Source organism: Nocardioides pantholopis, assembly GCF_003710085.1.
Lineage (GTDB): Bacteria > Actinomycetota > Actinomycetes > Propionibacteriales > Nocardioidaceae > Nocardioides > Nocardioides pantholopis.
Window position 1 is genome coordinate 1,365,502 of record NZ_CP033324.1, and the last position, 14,750, is coordinate 1,380,251.

A 14,750-nucleotide genomic window follows, 5' to 3' on the forward strand; every position below is an offset into this window, starting at 1 on the left:
GCGGAGCGCCCGGGACGAACGACGCAGCAGACCAGACGTGGCGGACCTCAGCCACGACCCAGCAGGACGACGAAGGAGACCGCGGTGTACGCGATCGTGCGCGCAGGCGCCAAGCAGCAGAAGGTTGCCGTGGGCGACGTCATCGAGATCGACAAGGTGACGACCGGGGTCGGCGAGACGCTGACCCTCCCCGTCGTCCTCGGTGTGGACGGCGAGACGGTGACTGCCGACGCCGCGAAGCTGGACAAGGCCTCGGTCACGGTGGAGGTCCTCGGCGCCACCAAGGGTCCGAAGATCATCATCCAGAAGTACAAGAACAAGACCGGTTACAAGAAGCGCCAGGGTCACCGCCAGAAGTACACCCAGGTCAAGGTCACCGACATCTCCCTCTGAGCCTTCGCGGCCCCGAGCACCACGACGACACAAGGATCACGACATGGCACACAAGAAGGGCGCGGCGTCCACCAAGAACGGCCGCGACTCCAACGCCCAGCGCCTCGGCGTCAAGCGGTACGGCGGCCAGCTGGTCAACGCCGGCGAGATCATCGTGCGCCAGCGCGGGACCCACTTCCACCCGGGCAGCGGCGTCGGCCGCGGCGGCGACGACACCCTCTTCGCGCTGGTCCCCGGTGCTGTCGAGTTCGGCACCCGTCGTGGGCGCCGGGTCGTCAACATCGTCCCGGGCGAGTGACCTGACGCTCGCCAAGCAGTTCCTTCACGGAGGGCGTCCCGGTTCACGGGGCGCCCTTCGACCATTTCAGACCGGCTTCCGGTCTCCTGCCCCACCTGATCGGCGGTAACACCCTCATGGCCCTCCCGACCTTCGTCGACCGCGTGACGCTGTACGTCAGCGCCGGGCGCGGCGGCAACGGCGTCGCCTCGGTGCACCGCGAGAAGTTCAAGCCGCTCGGCGGCCCGGACGGCGGCAACGGCGGACCCGGCGGGTCCGTGATCCTGCGCGTCGACCCCGACGTGACCACGCTGATCGACTACCACCACAGCCCCAAGCGCCAGGCCGAGCACGGCGGCCACGGCGCCGGCGCCCACCGCAACGGCGCCCACGGCTCGGACCTGGTGCTGCCGGTCCCCGACGGGACGCTGGTCAGCACCCGGGACGGCGAGGTCCTGGCCGACCTGGTCGGCGCCGGCACCGAGCTGGTCATCGCCGCCGGTGGCCGCGGCGGCCTCGGCAACGCCGCGCTGGCCTCCGCCAAGCGCAAGGCACCCGGCTTCGCGCTGCTCGGCGAGCCGGGCGACGAGCTCGAGATCGTCCTGGAGCTCAAGGTCGTCGCGGACATCGGCCTGGTCGGGTTCCCGAGCGCCGGCAAGTCCAGCCTGATCGCCGCGATCAGCCGGGCCCGGCCCAAGATCGCCGACTACCCGTTCACGACCCTGGTCCCGAACCTGGGCGTGGTCCGGGCCGGGGACACCACCTTCACCGTGGCCGACGTACCCGGCCTGATCGAGGGGGCCAGCGAGGGGCGAGGCCTGGGACACGAGTTCCTGCGCCACATCGAGCGCTGCGCGGCACTGGTGCACGTCATCGACCCCGCCTCCATCGAGCCGGGCCGCAACCCGGTCGACGACCTCGACGTCATCGAGAACGAGCTTGCCCGCTACGGCGGGCTCGAGGACCGCCCGCGCTTGGTCGCCCTGAACAAGGTCGATGTCCCCGACGGCCGCGAGATCGCGGAGATGACTGTCGAGGAGCTGCGCGGCCGCGGCCTGCGGGTCTTCCTGGTCTCGGCGGCGTCCGGCGCCGGGCTCAAGGAGCTCACGTTCGCGATGGCCGAGATCGTGGCCGCGGCCCGGGCCGCCCGCCCGGTGGTCGAGGCCGAGCGGATCGTGCTGCGTCCCCGCGGCGCCGACGAGACCGGCGACTTCACGATCACCGAGACCGACCAGGGCTGGCGGGTGCGCGGCACCAAGCCCGAGCGCTGGGTGCGCCAGACCGACTTCAGCAACGACGAGGCAGTGGGCTTCCTCGCCGACCGGCTCAACCGGCTCGGCATCGAGGAGAAGCTGGTCCGGCTCGGCGCCGAGGAGGGCGACGCGGTCCTCATCGGGGCCGAGGAGAACGCCGTGGTCTTCGACTTCAAGCCCGGCATCGAGGCCGGTGCGGAGATGCTCGGCCGCCGCGGCGAGGACCAGCGCTTCGACCACTCCCGCCCCGCCGCCCGGCGACGTCGGGCGATCGACGAGGCCATGGACGACCGGGGCGAGAACGAGACCCGCGCCGACGTCGCCCGTCGGCACGACCAGCCCGTCAAGGGCGGCAGCGGGATCGGCCCGATGTCCTACGAGATCGGCGGGCGCGAGGACCCGGACCGCGTCGAGCAGGACCCCGGCGAGTGAACGGCGGCGCCTCGGCGCAGGCACGTACGCCGGTGCGCGCGGCCCGGCGGATCGTGGTCAAGGTCGGGTCCTCGTCGCTGACCGCGGCGGACGGTGGCCTCGACCCCGCGCAGCTCAGCGGGCTGGTCGACGTACTGGCGGCGGCGCGGGGTCGCGGCGCCGAGGTCGTCCTGGTGTCCTCGGGCGCGATCGCGGCCGGCCTCTCCCCGCTCGGCCTGCGGGGGCGTCCGAAGGCCCTCGCGCTGCAGCAGGCGGCCGCCTCGGTCGGCCAGGGGCTGCTCGTGCACCGCTACACCGAGGAGCTGCGCCGCCACGGGCTGACCGCGGGCCAGGTGCTGCTCACCCTGGACGACGTCACCCGCCGCGCCCACTACCGCAACGCGCACCAGACCTTCGCCAAGCTGCTCGACCTCGGCGTGCTGCCCATCGTCAACGAGAACGACACAGTGGCGACCAGCGAGATCCGGTTCGGCGACAACGACCGGCTGGCGGCGCTGGTCGCCCACCTGGTGCAGGCGGACCTGCTGGTGCTGCTCTCCGACGTGGACGGCCTGTACACCGCCAAGCCCGGGACCCCCGGCGCCCGGCTGCTCGGTGACGTCCGCTCCGCCGCGGACCTGAGCGGCCTCGACATCGGGTCGGTGGGCTCGGCCGTCGGCACCGGCGGCATGGTCACCAAGGTCGAGGCAGCCCGGATCGCGGTGGAGGCCGGCATCCCGGTGGTCCTGACCTCGGCCGGCAACGCGGGCAGGGCCCTGGCCGGCGACCCGGTCGGCACGCTGTTCCACGCCACCGGTCGGCGCCGCTCGACCCGGCTGCTCTGGCTCGAGCACGCCACCGAGGCCCTGGGCACGGTCCTCGTCGACGCCGGCGCCGTGCGGGCCGTCGTCGACCGCGGCGCCTCGCTGCTGGCCGCCGGGGTGACCGGGTGCACCGGGGCGTTCCACGCGGGGGACCCGGTCGACATCGCCGGTCCCGACGGCGTCGTCGTCGCTCGCGGCCTGGTGAACTTCGACGCCGAGGAGCTGCCGACCCTGGTCGGCCGGTCCAGCCACGACCTCAAGCGGGAGCTGGGAGCCGGGTACGACCGCGAGGTCGTGCACCGCGACGACCTCGTGCTGCTCTGACCGCCGGTACGGCGTACCCGCTCGCCGCCTTGCGGCCGGGACTTCTCGGGCACTTCCCGCGCTCCTAGGGCTGGCGGAGGCCGAGAACCCCGGGGATCCCCGGTGTGCCGGGGATCCCGGGCTGACCCCGACCTGCGCCCGGCTGACACGCCAGGGGCCGCTGAGGCCCCTGTCGTCTGTGTCACCGTTGCTGTTACGGTCGTCACAGCGACGCGTCGGGAGGGCGTGTCCAACGAACCAAGGAGGAATGTTCTCGTGAATTCCACTCTTTCCACTCGGGCTGCGGCGTTCGGCGCCGCACTCGCACTCGGCGCCGGCGTCCTCGTCACGACGGCACCCGCCGCCGAGGCGAAGGTCAGCTCGGTGAAGAGCAGCTACAGCTGCGCCACCGACTTCGGCGACCAGGTCCTCACCGTCAAGACCAAGGTCAAGCTGCCGGCGAAGGTGAAGAAGGGCAAGAAGGTCGGCGCGAAGCCGGTCACCCTCACCGTCACGCTGCCTCAGGGGCTCTCCGACGGGCTGCGCCTGCTGGGCATCTCGAGCCTGTCCGGCTCGGCGTCCGGCGTGAAGGCCAAGGCCGGCAAGACCACTATCAAGATCTCCGGGATCAAGTTCACCAACGCCCCGGTCCCGGCCAGCGGCCAGATGACGTTCAAGGCCAAGGGCAAGACCGCGCCGGTGAAGTTCAAGAAGGCCGGCAAGTTCACGATCAACGTCCCGAAGTCCTTCAAGTTCAGCTCCGCCGACCAGTCCGGCGGCGCGCTGACCACCAAGGCCCCGTGCACGCTGGTCAAGGGCTCGCCCGCCAAGCTCGGGAGCATCAAGGTCACCAAGTAAGGACCCGATCCGAGCTTGACCACCAGCTCCACCCGACGGCCCGGTGCTTCGGCACCGGGCCGTCGTGCTGCCCGTGGCAGAGCCGGCTGGTCGGCGCCGCACGGGCGCGCCGTAGTCTTGGCCGGGACATGTCCGACACCGTCTATCTCGACCACGCCGCCACGACGCCGATGGTGCCCGCGGCGCTCGAGGCGATGACGGCGCAGCTGCGCTCGGTCGGCAATCCCAGCTCCCTGCACGCCTCCGGCCGGCACGCCCGGCGGGTCGTGGAGGAGTCGCGGGAGGCGATCGCGCAGGCGGTGGGCTGCCGGCCCGGCGAGGTCGTCTTCACCTCCGGTGGGACCGAGGCCGACAACCTCGCGGTCAAGGGCGTCTTCTGGTCCCGCCGCGCCGCGGACCCCCGCCGGGTGCGGATCCTCGCCTCCGCGGTGGAGCACCATGCAGTGCTCGACCCGCTGCACTGGCTGGCCGGGTCCGCCGGCGCCCAGGTCGACCTGCTCCCGGTCGACCGGCACGGGGTCGTCGACCTCGACGCCCTGCGGGCCTGCATCGAGCAGGACCCCGGCTCGGTCGCGCTGATCTCGGTGATGTGGGCCAACAACGAGGTCGGCACCCTGCAGCCGGTCGAGGACGTCGTCGCGCTCGCGGCGGCGCACGGCATCCCGGTGCACTCCGACGCCGTCCAGGCCCTCGGGGCCGTCCCCGTGGACTTCGCGGCGTCCGGGCTCGACGCGCTGACGATCACCGGCCACAAGGTCGGCGGGCCGTACGGCGTCGGCGCGCTCGTCGTACGCCGCGAGCTGGAGGTCACCGCGCTGGTGCACGGCGGCGGCCAGGAGCGCGACATCCGCAGCGGCACCCTGGACCCGCCGGCCATCGCCGGGCTGGCGGCGGCCGTGGAGCTGTCGGTGAAGCACCAGGCCGACCACGCGACCCGGATGGCCGCCCTGCGCGACGAGCTCGTCGAGGGCATCCGCGGGGTCGTCCCGGACGCCACCCTCAACGGTCACCCGACGCACCGGCTGCCCGGCAACGCGCACCTGTCCTTCCCCGGCTGCGAGGGCGACTCGCTGCTGATGCTCCTCGACGCGCGCGGCATCGAGTGCTCCACCGGCTCCGCGTGCTCCGCCGGCGTGCCGCAGGCCTCCCACGTGCTGCTCGCGATGGGCCGCGGCGACGACGACGCCCGCAGCTCGCTGCGCTTCTCCCTGGGCCACACCAGCACCTCCGACGACGTGGCAGCGGTCGTGGACGCGATCGGCCCGTGCGTCGAGCGGGCCCGGGCCGTGCGCCGGTGAGGTCGCGGGCATGAGGGTCCTCGCGGCGATGTCGGGCGGGGTCGACTCGGCGGTCGCCGCGGCGCGCGCCGCCGAGGCCGGCCACGACGTGACAGGCATCCACCTGGCCCTCTCGCGCAACCCCGCGTCGTACCGCTCCGGCGCCCGCGGCTGCTGCACGATCGAGGACAGCAACGACGCCCGCCGGGCGGCCGACGTGATCGGCATCCCGTTCTACGTCTGGGACCTCTCCGAGCGGTTCCACGCCGACGTGGTCGAGGACTTCATGGACGAGTACGCCGCGGGCCGCACGCCCAACCCGTGCCTGCGCTGCAACGAGAAGATCAAGTTCGCCGCCGTCCTGGACCGGGCGCTGGCGCTGGGCTTCGACGCGGTGGCCACCGGCCACTACGCGCAGCTGCGGACCGGAGCCGACGGCCTAATCGAGATGCACCGGGCCACCGACGCGGGCAAGGACCAGTCCTACGTCCTCGGCGTCCTCGACCAGGACCAGCTGCGGCACTCGCTGTTCCCGCTCGGGGACACCCCCAAGTCCGAGGTCCGCGCGGAGGCCGCCCGCCGCGGGCTGCTGGTCGCGGACAAGCCGGACAGCCACGACATCTGCTTCGTCGCCGACGGCGACAACGCCGGCTGGCTGCGCGAGAAGCTGGGGGAGCGCGCCCCCAACCACGGCGGCCCCATCGTCGACGACGCGACCGGCGCGGAGCTCGGCCGCCACGAGGGGACCTACGGCTTCACGATCGGGCAGCGCAAGGGGCTGCGGATCGGCCGGCCCGCGCCGGACGGGAAGCCGCGGTTCGTCCTCGACATCGAGCCGGTGACCGGCACCGTCCGGGTCGGCCCGCACGCGCGGCTCGCCGTGGACCACCTCGCGGGCATCCGGCCCCGGTGGTGCGGCACCGTGCCCACCCGGCTCGCCGGGCCGGAGGTGACCGTCCAGCTCCGCGCCCACGGCCGGGAGCACCGCGCCGAGGTCACCGTCACCGGGGACGAGGTCGCCATCGACCTGCTCGACAGCGCCCACGGCATCGCCCCGGGGCAGGCGGCCGTGATCTACGACGGCACCCGCGTCGTCGGCTCCGCCACCATCTCCGCGACGCGCCGCGCCGCGGACCACGAAGGAGTCCGATGACGATCGCCACCGGGATCGGGTCCATGCCCGGCACCGAGCAGCACGACTACCCCGAGGCCGTGCGGACGGTGCTCGGCGAGCTTCCTGACCTGCCGCACCTGCCGGAGGTGCCCGGCCGCGGGGTGACCGCGACCATGACCGGGCGCGCCCTGGCCGTGCTCGCCGACCTGGGCGCCGACCTGCAGCCCGCCGGATGGCGGCTCACCGGCGGCGGCGCCGGGGCCGACCACCGCCGGGCCCGCAGCCTGCTCGCGCAGGACCTCGACGTTTTGGAGGAGCAGGCCCAGGGACGCGCCGGTGCCTTCAAGATCCAGGTCGCCGGGCCGTGGACCCTCGCGGCGACCGTCGAGAAGCCGCGCGGCGACAAGCTGCTCTCCGACCGGGGCGCCCGTGCCGACCTGGCCCAGGCGCTCGCCGAGGGCCTGCGCGGCCACGTGCGCGACGTACGCCGGCGGCTGCCGGACGTGACCCGGCTGGTGGTGCAGGTCGACGAGCCGGCGCTCGCGGCGGTGCTGGGCGGCGCGGTGCCGACGTCGTCGGGCTTCCACCGCCACCGCAGCGTGGACCTCCCCGAGGCCTCCGCCGCGCTGGAGGAGGTGCTCGCCGCCGTCGCGGCGGAGGGCGCCGAGCCGTGGGTGCACAGCTGCGCCCCCGGCACCCCGCTCGGGCTGCTGCGCGGGGCCGGTGCCCGCGGTCTCGCGGTCGACCTCGCAGTGCAGACCGCGGCCGACCACGACGCGCTCGCCGAGGCCCTCGAGGCGGGGGAGACCGTCGCCCTCGGGGTGGTCCCGTCCCTCGACGCCGGCTCGCCGACGTCGGACGTCCAGCTGACCGAGTCGGTGCTGCGCTGGCTCGACATGCTCGGCCTGGACCCCGCCGAGGTCGGCGGCCACCTGGTGCTCAGCCCCGCGTGCGGGCTCGCCGGCGCGTCGTACGCCTGGGCCCGGCAGTCCCTCGTGCTGGCGCGGACGACCGCCCGCAACCTCGGCTAGCGTCCGCGGACGCTAGATGGTCGGGACCGCCGGAGTCTCCTCGTCGGAGCCGAGCTCGCGCGGCGTGACGTCGAGGAACGTCCAGATCACCAGCGACGCGATCAGCATCAGCACCGAGGCGCCGAGGAAGGCGTTGCTCGCGCCCTCGGTGTAGGTGGCTGTGTAGAGCGCGGAGTCGAGGTAGCTCAGGCTGCCGCCGGGGACCGAGGCGTCCGGGTCCAGGCCCATCCCGGTGAGACCCTCGCGCAGCGGACCGGCCACCTCGTCGGTGCGGGCGTTGATGAAGTGCAGCGAGATCGTGCCGAGCACGGCCAGCCCGATGGCGCCGCCGACCTGCTGGACGGTGTTGAGCACGCCCGAGCCGACCCCGGAGTCCTCCCGGCGTACGGCGTGGACGGCGGTGAGCGTCATCGGGACGAACGTCATGCCCATCCCGACGGCCATGAGCACCAGGAACGGGAAGACGCTGGTCCAGTAGGACACGTCGGCGCCGAGGGCGTCGCCGCCCGGCGCCAGGCTGCGCAGCACCGCCGCGGGGGAGTCGTCGACGTCGTAGCGGGAGAACCCGAACAGCGCGACCGAGGCCAGCAGGGTGCCGGTGCCGGTGATGAAGCGGACGCCGATGCGGGTGACCAGCTTCGAGGCGAGCACGGCGCCGGTCATCACGCCCACCGAGAACGGCAGGAACGCGACGCCGGCGTGCAGCGGCTCGTAGCCCATGATCCGCTGCACGAACTGGCCGTTGAAGTAGAACATCGCGAACATCGCGGCGGAGGCGAAGACCATGGCGCCGAAGCTGGTGCCGCGGGTGCGGTCCAGGACCAGGCGCAGCGGGAGCAGCGGGTGCGCGACCCGGCGCTCGGTCACCACGAAGCCGACGAGGAGCAGCACGCCCAGGACGAGCGAGGCCAGCGTGACCGGGTCCGTCCAGCCGTGGTCGGCCTCGCCGGCACGGGAGAGGCCGAAGACCAGGCCGAAGAGGCCCAGCGTGGCGCAGATGGCGCCGGGGACGTCGAGCCGGTTGCGGCTGCGCTCGGAGTCGGTGAGCCAGCGGGGCGCCAGCGCGGCGGCGACCAGGCCGATCGGGGCGTTGATCAGCAGGGTGAGCCGCCAGCCGGTCACCTCGACGCCGAGGATGCTGTCCAGGCCGGTGAGGAAGCCGCCGAGCAGCAGGCCGGTCGCGGCACCGATGCCGGACATGCCGGCGAAGACGCCCATCGCCTTGTTGCGGGCCGGGCCGGCGGGGAAGTTCGTGGTGATCAGCGCCAGGGCGGCCGGGGAGGCCAGGGCGGCGCCCATGCCCTGGATGGCCCGGGCGGCGAGCAGCATCCACCCGTCGGTGGCGAATCCGCCCAGCAGGGAGGCGGCGGCGAACACCGTGAGGCCCGCCGCGAAGGTACGCCGCCGGCCGAGCAGGTCGCCGAGGCGGCCGCCCAGCAGGAGCAGCCCGCCGAAGGCGAGGGAGTAGATCGTGACCACCCAGGTGAGGCCGGCGGGGGTCATGCCGAGGTCACGCGCGATGTGGGGCAGCGCGATGTTGGTGATCGTGCCGTCGAGGACCAGCATCAGCTGGGCCACGGAGATCAGGACGAGGGCGCGGCCCCGGTGGGCGCCGAGGGCGGCGTCCGCGGTCGACGGGCCGGCGGTGGTCTGGTCGGTCACGGTGCTCCTGCGGCTGGTGGCGTACTTCCGAGCGAACGATAGATCATATACGGAAGTCGCACCGGATTCGGCGGGACGGGCCGCTCGGCCCGTCCCGCCGACGCGGGGCCGAGTCGCAGCTCAGCCGGCGTGGACGCCCTCCGGGGCGTCGGTGGCGAGCTCCTCGTGCTTGACGTCGAGGAGTGCCCAGACCGCCAGCGAGCCGACCGCGATCATGATCGCCCCGACCAGGAACGCCGCGGACGCTCCCTCGGTGAACGAGCCGACGAAGGCCATCGCGCCGACCTGCTCCGGCGGCAGTCCCTGGGCGGCCAGGTCCCGGGCCAGGCCGGTCTTGGACTCCTCGGCGAAGTGCAGCGAGACAGTGCTCAGGATCGCGAGGCCGAGGGCGCCGCCGATCTGCTGCATGGTGTTCAGCACTCCCGACCCGATCCCGGAGTCCTCGGGCCGCAGGTGGTGCACGGCTGTCAGCGTCAGTGGCACGAACACCGCTCCCATGCCGACCGACATCAGCAGGATGAACGGCAGGATCGAGGTCCAGTAGCTCACGTCGCCGCCGAGGTTGCCCTCCGGCCCCAGGGCGAGCAGGTCCGCGGCCGAGTTCGGCACCGAGAGCCGCGAGAAGCCCAGCAGCGCCCCGGCGGCCATCAGGGTGCCGACGCCGGCGATGTAGCGCGGGTCGATGCGGTTGATCAGGTTCGAGGACAGTCCAGCGCCAAAGACCACGCCCACCGAGAACGGCAGGAACGCGAAGCCCGCGCGCAGCGGGCTGTAGCCCACCACGAGCTGGATGAACAGGCTCAGGAAGTAGAACATCGCGAACATCGCCGCCGGGACGATCATCATCACCAGGAAGCTGGTCGCCCGGGTGCGGTTGGCGAAGACCCGGACCGGGAGCAGCGGGTGCTCGACCCGGGACTCGACGAGCGCGAAGACCCCGAGCAGCACCACCCCGGCGGCCAGGGACGCGATCGTCCAGGGGTCGCCCCAGCCGTGCGCCTCCTCGCCGGCGCGGCTGAAGCCGTAGACGAGCCCGAGCAGGCCGAGCGTGCCGGCCACCGCCCCGGGCACGTCGAGCTGGCCGGGGTGCGCGTCGGACTCGGGGAGGAAGCGCGGCGCGAGGATCGCGGCGACCACGCCGATCGGCAGGTTGATCAGGAACGTCCAGCGCCAGCCCTCGAGGCCGATGATGGGATCGAGCCCGGTGAGCCAGCCGCCCAGGATCAGGCCGACCGCGGCGCCGGCGCCGGACATCGCGGCGTACACCGCGAAGGCACGGTTGCGCTTCGGGCCGGCGGGGAAGGTCGTGGTGATCAGCGCCAGGGCCGCGGGGGAGGCGAGGGCGGCGCCGAAGCCCTGCAGGCCGCGCGCCCCGAGCAGCAGGCCCTCACTGGTGGCGAGACCGCCGAGCAGCGAGGCGACCGCGAAGGTGACCAGGCCGATCATGAAGATCCGGCGCCGGCCGTAGAGGTCGCCGAGGCGACCGCCGAGCAGCAGCAGCCCGCCGAAGGCGAGTGCATAGCCGGTGACGATCCAGGTCAGGTTGGCGTCGTCGATGTTGAGGTCGTTGCCGATGTAGGGCAGGGCGATGTTGGCGATGGTGGCGTCGAGGACCACCATGAGCTGGGCCACCGAGATGAGCACCAGTGCCCAGCCCAGGTGCCTGCCTGCGGTAGGGGCGGTCGGCCCCGGAATGCGCGTGGTGTCGGTCATGGACGGTTTCCTTCTCTGGTTTCCGGGGTTGCCGGGACGGTCGGGTCGGGCACCCCGAGGGCTGCAGAGGGGGTGCTGAGGGGGTGCTGAGGATGCAGAGGCGTGCTGCGGGCGCGCGCGGATCCGGTCGGGCTCACAGCGTCGCTGTGGCCCGATGACCTGGTGGGGCTTAGCGGGTCGCTGCGGGCACGATGATCTGGTCGATCACGCGGCCGACCAGGGTGGGGTCGGGCGCCTCGCCCATGACGAAGACGCGGTGCAGGACGATGCCGACCAGGGCCGGCTCGAAGAGGTCGAGGTCGAGGCCGTCGCGGAGCTCACCGCGGGCAGCAGCCCGCTGCCAGACGGCGCGGGAGGCCTCGAGCTTGGGGCCGAGGACGTCGCGGCGGAAGGCCTCGGCGAACTCGGGGTCGCGGGTCAGCGCGGTGAGGATCGCGCCGAACGTGGCGACGCCGTTGGAGTCGGTGAGTCCGCCGATTCCGCAGAACACCGCCTCCAGGTCGTCGCGGAGGCTGCCGGTGTCCGGCGCCTCGTGCGGCCCCTTGGCGTGCGAGAGGGCCTCGATGACCAGGCTGACCTTGCTGGACCAGCGCCGGTAGAGCGTGGCCTTGGACGCCTTGGCGCGCGCTGCCACGGCGTCCATCGTGAGCCGGTCGTAGCCCACGTCGGCGAGCACCTCGAGCGTGGCGGTCAGGATCTCCAGCTCGCGGATGCCCTCCACGCGTGGCCGGCAGGTGCCGGCTTCGGTCGGGGTCATCTGCACTCCAGCGGGGTCGCGTGATGAAACGGAACCGTTTCGTTTCATCGATGTCCAGCGTAGGTCTCGGGTCTCGATCCGCCAACGGGTTTTTCTGCTCCGTCCGCGGACCGTCCGGGCGAGGCCCGGGCCGCCGGCCGGGTGGCGGCGCGGGCGTCGGCGGGAGCAGGCAAGATTGCCGCCATGACCGACCCGACGCCCGCGACCGAGGAGGCCCGCGAGCAGCACCGCCGGCTCGCCGAGGAGATCGATGACGCGCGCTGGCGCTACTACGTGCTGGACTCCCCGACGCTCTCCGACACCGACTTCGACCAGCGGATGCGCCGGCTCGAGGAGCTCGAGGAGCAGTTCCCCGAGCTGCGCACCCCGGACAGCCCGACCCAGAAGGTCGGCGGCGCGGTCTCGACCGAGTTCACGGCCGTGGACCACCTGCGGCGCATGGAGAGCCTCGACAACGCCTTCTCCTATGAGGAGCTCGAGGCGTGGTACTCCCGGCTGGGCCGCGACGGGGTGAGCGACCCGGCACTGCTCTGCGAGCTCAAGGTCGACGGGCTGGCGATCAACCTGCTCTACGAGGACGGCCGGCTGGTCCGGGCCCTGACCCGCGGCGACGGTCGCACCGGCGAGGACGTCACGCCCAACGTACGGACCATCGAGTCGGTCCCGCACCGGTTGCGCGCGAGCGAGGAGTTCCCGGTCCCGGCGCTGATCGAGGTGCGCGGCGAGGTGTTCCTGCCAGTCGAGGCGTTCGAGCGGCTCAACGAGACGATGACGGGAGCCGGGAAGCCGGTCTTCGCGAACCCCCGCAACGCCGCTGCCGGCTCGCTGCGCCAGAAGGACCCGCGGGTCACCGCGACCCGCGCCCTCGACATGGTCTGCCACGGCATCGGGGAGCGGCGCGGCTTCGAGCCGCAGGCGCAGTCCCAGGCATACGAGGCGCTCGCCGCCTGGGGCCTGCCGACCTCCACCCAGACCCGGGTGGTCGCCTCCCTGGAGGAGGTCGAGGCGTTCATCGAGAACGCCGGCAGCCACCGCCACTCGATCGTCCCGTACGAGATCGACGGGGTGGTGGTCAAGGTCGACGACGTCACGCTCCAGCGGCGGCTCGGGTCGACCAGCCGGGCCCCGCGCTGGGCGATCGCGTTCAAGTACCCGCCCGAGGAGGTCAACGCCGAGCTGCTGGACATCCGGGTCAACGTCGGGCGCACCGGCCGGGTCACGCCGTACGCCGTGATGGTGCCGACCCGGGTGGCCGGCTCCACCGTGGAGATGGCCACCCTGCACAACGCCCACGAGGTGCGCCGCAAGGACGTCCGTCCCGGCGACACGGTGGTGCTGCGCAAGGCCGGCGACGTGATCCCGGAGGTCGTCGGTCCGGTCCTGCCGCTGCGGCCCGAGGGGCTCGCGGAGTGGGTGATGCCGACCGCGTGCCCCGCCTGCGGAACCGAGCTGGTGCAGCAGAAGGAGGGCGACAAGGACCTGCGCTGCCCGAACCACCAGCACTGCCCGGCCCAGGTGCGCGAGCGGGTCTTCCACGTCGCCGGCCGCGGCGCCTTCGACATCGAGGGCCTGGGCTACGAGGCCGCGACAGCGCTGCTCGAGGCGGGCGTGATCGACAACGAGGGCGACGTCTTCGACCTCGACGCCGCGGCGATCGTCGCCGCCCCGCTGTTCACCCGCGCCCCGAAGAAGGGGGAGGAGGGCCCGCAGCTGACCGCGAACGGCGCGAAGCTGCTGGACAACCTCGCCGCCCGCAAGCAGGTCCCGCTGTGGCGGGTCCTGGTCGCGCTCTCGATCCGCCACGTGGGCCCGACCGCGGCCCGGGCGCTGGCCCAGGAGTTCGGCTCGATGGAGGCGATCCGGGCGGCCAGCGAGGAGCAGCTGGCAGCTGCCGAGGGGGTCGGGCCGACGATCGCCGAGGCTGTCATCGAGTGGTTCGGCGTGGACTGGCACCGCGAGATCGTGGACAAGTGGACGGCCGCGGGGGTCCGGATGGCCGACGAGCGCGACGAGTCGACGCCACGCACCCTGGAGGGGCTGACCATCGTGGTGACCGGCTCGCTGGAGGGCTACAGCCGGGACTCCGCCAAGGAGGCGATCCTGGCGCGGGGCGGCAAGGCGTCCGGCTCGGTCTCGAAGAAGACCGACTACGTCGTGATCGGCGAGAACGCCGGGTCCAAGGCCGACAAGGCCGAGCAGCTCGGCCTGAGGATCCTCGACGAGGCCGGCTTCACGACCCTCCTCGAGGGCGGTCCGGACGCGTTGTGAGCTGCTGAGCCGAGACGTCGGCCAGCCAGGACTCGACCTGGCGGGGCGAGCGGAGCCGGACCAGGCGCAGCCCGGGGTGGGTGGCGAGGGCGACGGGGACGATCTCGGCGTACCGGTGACGGTGGGCGACCATGTAGCGCACGACGTGCTCGGGATCGGTCCAGATCGTGTGCAGCGGCGGCTCGACGTTCCCGTTCCACAGCACCTCGCGACGCACCCGGCGCCGGACGGTACGCCGGACCAGCCGCGCGAGCGTCAGCGGGAACGGCAGGTCCAGCCAGACCAGCAGGTCGGCGCGCGCCGCCAGCAGCGGCCGCGCGGCGGCGTACTGCCACTCGGCCACCCAGCCGCCGCCCGCGGTGAGCCGGTCGACGTCGGCGAGGAACTCCGGGCGCGGGGTCCACTCGGGTCCGTGGTGCAGCGCGTCGAGCTCGAGGTGCGGGACCCCGAGCAGGGCCGCCAGCCGACCACCCAGGGTGGTCTTGCCGGAGCCGCTGAGGCCGGCCACCAGCACCCGCCGCGGGGGAGCGGGGGCGTCGGGCAGGCTCGGCACCGGCTCAGCCTACGAGGACCGGGTCCCGCTCCCGGCCGGGTCGGGCCCTCCGCACG

The 14,750-nt window shown here is 73.2% G+C and carries 13 protein-coding genes; 9 read left to right on the forward strand and 4 right to left on the reverse strand.

All coding sequences use genetic code 11. The features are described 5' to 3' along the window. Positions 1-84 precede the first annotated feature (84 nt). From rplU to EBO35_RS06535, 8 genes are all read left to right on the forward strand, one after another. Complete coding sequence (rplU, locus tag EBO35_RS06500; protein WP_122817001.1) at positions 85-393, forward strand: 50S ribosomal protein L21; 309 nt, start codon at positions 85-87, stop codon at positions 391-393. Between the two features lie 43 nt (positions 394-436). Beyond that, complete coding sequence (gene rpmA / locus EBO35_RS06505; RefSeq protein WP_122817002.1) at positions 437-691, forward strand: 50S ribosomal protein L27; 255 nt, start codon at positions 437-439, stop codon at positions 689-691. A gap of 116 nt (positions 692-807) precedes the next feature. Then, positions 808-2,355 carry a GTPase ObgE gene (gene obgE / locus EBO35_RS06510; protein WP_122817003.1) on the forward strand — a complete coding sequence of 516 codons (1,548 nt, stop codon included), beginning with the start codon at positions 808-810 and terminating at the stop codon, positions 2,353-2,355. After that, complete coding sequence (proB, locus tag EBO35_RS06515; RefSeq protein ID WP_122817004.1) at positions 2,352-3,482, forward strand: glutamate 5-kinase; 1,131 nt, start codon at positions 2,352-2,354, stop codon at positions 3,480-3,482. Before obgE ends, proB begins: the two co-directional genes overlap by 4 nt. A 255-nt stretch (positions 3,483-3,737) precedes the next feature. After that, positions 3,738-4,319 carry a DUF6801 domain-containing protein gene (locus EBO35_RS06520; protein ID WP_122817005.1) on the forward strand — a complete coding sequence of 194 codons (582 nt, stop codon included), beginning with the start codon at positions 3,738-3,740 and terminating at the stop codon, positions 4,317-4,319. A 128-nt stretch (positions 4,320-4,447) separates the two neighbouring features. Further along, complete coding sequence (locus tag EBO35_RS06525) at positions 4,448-5,617, forward strand: cysteine desulfurase family protein (RefSeq protein ID WP_122817006.1); 1,170 nt, start codon at positions 4,448-4,450, stop codon at positions 5,615-5,617. Positions 5,618-5,627: 10 nt separating this feature from the next. Beyond that, complete coding sequence (mnmA, locus tag EBO35_RS06530) at positions 5,628-6,749, forward strand: tRNA 2-thiouridine(34) synthase MnmA (protein WP_122817007.1); 1,122 nt, start codon at positions 5,628-5,630, stop codon at positions 6,747-6,749. After that, entirely contained in the window at positions 6,746-7,741 is a 996-nt protein-coding gene (locus tag EBO35_RS06535) for a methionine synthase (RefSeq protein ID WP_122817008.1), read from the forward strand. Before mnmA ends, EBO35_RS06535 begins: the two co-directional genes overlap by 4 nt. Before the next feature lie 12 nt (positions 7,742-7,753). Here EBO35_RS06535 and EBO35_RS06540 read toward each other — a convergent pair whose 3' ends face one another. The 3 genes from EBO35_RS06540 to EBO35_RS06550 form a co-directional block, all read right to left on the reverse strand. Next, positions 7,754-9,403: an MFS transporter gene (locus tag EBO35_RS06540; protein WP_241153894.1), complete on the reverse strand. Its 1,650-nt coding sequence runs from the start codon at positions 9,401-9,403 to the stop codon at positions 7,754-7,756. 120 nt (positions 9,404-9,523) lie between these two features. Beyond that, entirely contained in the window at positions 9,524-11,116 is a 1,593-nt protein-coding gene (locus EBO35_RS06545; RefSeq protein ID WP_122817009.1) for an MFS transporter, read from the reverse strand. 169 nt (positions 11,117-11,285) lie between these two features. Next, positions 11,286-11,873: a TetR/AcrR family transcriptional regulator gene (locus EBO35_RS06550; protein ID WP_122819395.1), complete on the reverse strand. Its 588-nt coding sequence runs from the start codon at positions 11,871-11,873 to the stop codon at positions 11,286-11,288. A gap of 183 nt (positions 11,874-12,056) precedes the next feature. On the opposite strand from EBO35_RS06550, the gene ligA reads away from it, so the two are divergent. Continuing rightward, entirely contained in the window at positions 12,057-14,141 is a 2,085-nt protein-coding gene (ligA, locus tag EBO35_RS06555) for an NAD-dependent DNA ligase LigA (protein ID WP_122817010.1), read from the forward strand. On the opposite strand, the gene EBO35_RS06560 is transcribed toward ligA, so the two are convergent. After that, positions 14,104-14,694: an adenylate kinase family protein gene (locus EBO35_RS06560; RefSeq protein WP_241153895.1), complete on the reverse strand. Its 591-nt coding sequence runs from the start codon at positions 14,692-14,694 to the stop codon at positions 14,104-14,106. The two genes, ligA and EBO35_RS06560, sit on opposite strands and share 38 nt — an antisense overlap. Positions 14,695-14,750: the final 56 nt, after the last annotated feature.

Bases quoted from the DNA above. Each gene is read 5' to 3' on its own strand.
- EBO35_RS06550 (WP_122819395.1), bottom strand. From the start codon at position 11,873: ATGACCCCGACCGAAGCCGGCACCTGCCGGCCACGCGTGGAGGGCATC.
- rpmA (WP_122817002.1), top strand. From the start codon at position 437: ATGGCACACAAGAAGGGCGCGGCGTCCACCAAGAACGGCCGCGACTCC.
- EBO35_RS06535 (WP_122817008.1), top strand. From the start codon at position 6,746: ATGACGATCGCCACCGGGATCGGGTCCATGCCCGGCACCGAGCAGCAC.
- mnmA (WP_122817007.1), top strand. From the start codon at position 5,628: ATGAGGGTCCTCGCGGCGATGTCGGGCGGGGTCGACTCGGCGGTCGCC.
- obgE (WP_122817003.1), top strand. From the start codon at position 808: ATGGCCCTCCCGACCTTCGTCGACCGCGTGACGCTGTACGTCAGCGCC.
- EBO35_RS06525 (WP_122817006.1), top strand. From the start codon at position 4,448: ATGTCCGACACCGTCTATCTCGACCACGCCGCCACGACGCCGATGGTG.
- ligA (WP_122817010.1), top strand. From the start codon at position 12,057: ATGACCGACCCGACGCCCGCGACCGAGGAGGCCCGCGAGCAGCACCGC.
- EBO35_RS06545 (WP_122817009.1), bottom strand. From the start codon at position 11,116: ATGACCGACACCACGCGCATTCCGGGGCCGACCGCCCCTACCGCAGGC.